This is a genomic window from Actinomadura mexicana, from assembly GCF_900188105.1.
Taxonomy (GTDB): domain Bacteria; phylum Actinomycetota; class Actinomycetes; order Streptosporangiales; family Streptosporangiaceae; genus Spirillospora; species Spirillospora mexicana.
In genome coordinates this window covers 1-1437 of sequence record NZ_FZNP01000046.1, presented here as the reverse complement: position 1 = coordinate 1437, position 1437 = coordinate 1, and the positions used below count along the sequence as shown (strand labels likewise).

Below are 1437 nucleotides of genomic sequence, written 5' to 3'. Positions count from 1 at the left end.
TGATCTCGCGGGTGAAGGCGAGGACGGAGGGGTTGGAGGCGGACAGTTCGACGTAGGAGCCGACGCCGAAGACGGGGTGGCGCTGGCGGATCTCGATCATTTTGCGGGTCCAGTGGAGCAGGGAGCCGGGGTTGTTGGTCTGGGCCTCGACGTTGACGGCCTGGTAGCCGTAGATGGGGTCCATGATGACCGGCAGGTAGAGGCGTGCGGGGTCGCAGGTGGAGAATCCGGCGTTGCGGTCGGGTGTCCATTGCATGGGGGTTCTGACGGCGTCGCGGTCGCCGAGCCAGATGTTGTCGCCCATGCCGATCTCGTCGCCGTAGTACAGGACGGGGGAGCCGGGCAGGGACAGCAGGAGCGCGGTGAACAGTTCGAGTTGGTTGCGGTCGTTGTCCAGCAGGGGGGCCAGGCGGCGGCGGATGCCGATGTTGGCTTTCATGCGGGGGTCTTTGGCGTATTCGGTGTACATGTAGTCGCGTTCTTCGTCGGTGACCATCTCCAGGGTGAGTTCGTCGTGGTTGCGCAGGAAGATGCCCCATTGGCAGTTGTCGGGGATCTTGGGGGTCTGGGCCATGATCTCGGAGATGGGGTAGCGCTGCTCGCGGCGTACGGCCATGAAGATGCGGGGCATGACGGGGAAGTGGAAGGCCATGTGGCATTCGTCGCCGCCGGCGGCGGGGTCGCCGAAGTACTCCACGACGTCGGCGGGCCACTGGTTGGCCTCGGCGAGCAGGACGCGGTCGGGGTAGAGGCGGTCGACCTCGGCGCGGACGCGTTTGAGGTAGGCGTGGGTTTCGGGGAGGTTCTCGCAGTTGGTGCCTTCGCGGGCGTACAGGTAGGGGACGGCGTCCAGGCGGAATCCGTCGATGCCCAGGTCCAGCCAGAACCGCAGGTTCTCCAGCATGGCGTCCTGGACGTCGGGGTTGTCGTAGTTGAGGTCGGGCTGGTGGGTGAAGAAGCGGTGCCAGTAGTACTGGCCGCGGACCGGGTCGTAGGTCCAGTTGGATGCTTCGGTGTCGACGAAGATGATGCGGGCGTCGGGGTAGCCGGTGTCGTCGTCGGCCCACATGTAGAAGTCGCCGTAGGGCCCGTCGGGATCGGTCCGCGACGCCTGGAACCACGGGTGCTGGTCGCTGGTGTGGTTCATCACCAGATCCGCGATCACACGAATCCCGCGCGCATGGGCTTCTTCGATGAGGTCCACGAAATCGCCCAGCTCCCCGAAGTCGGGCAGGATCTTCGTGTACTCGGCGATGTCGTAGCCGCCGTCTTTCAACGGCGACTGGTAGATGGGCAGCAGCCATAGGCAGTCCACGCCGAGCCATTGCAGATGGTCGAGCTTGGAGATCAGCCCGCGCAGGTCGCCGTAACCGTCGTCGTTGGAATCGGCGAACCCCCGGACCGACACCTCGTAGAACACCGCCGTCTTGAACCAGT

Annotated in this window: 1 protein-coding gene; it reads right to left on the bottom strand. The window is 65.0% G+C overall.

The genetic code is table 11. The features are described from left to right. On the bottom strand, positions 1–1437 hold a 1437-nt coding region (gene treS, locus CHC11_RS39945), incomplete at both ends, for a maltose alpha-D-glucosyltransferase (RefSeq protein ID WP_089317112.1).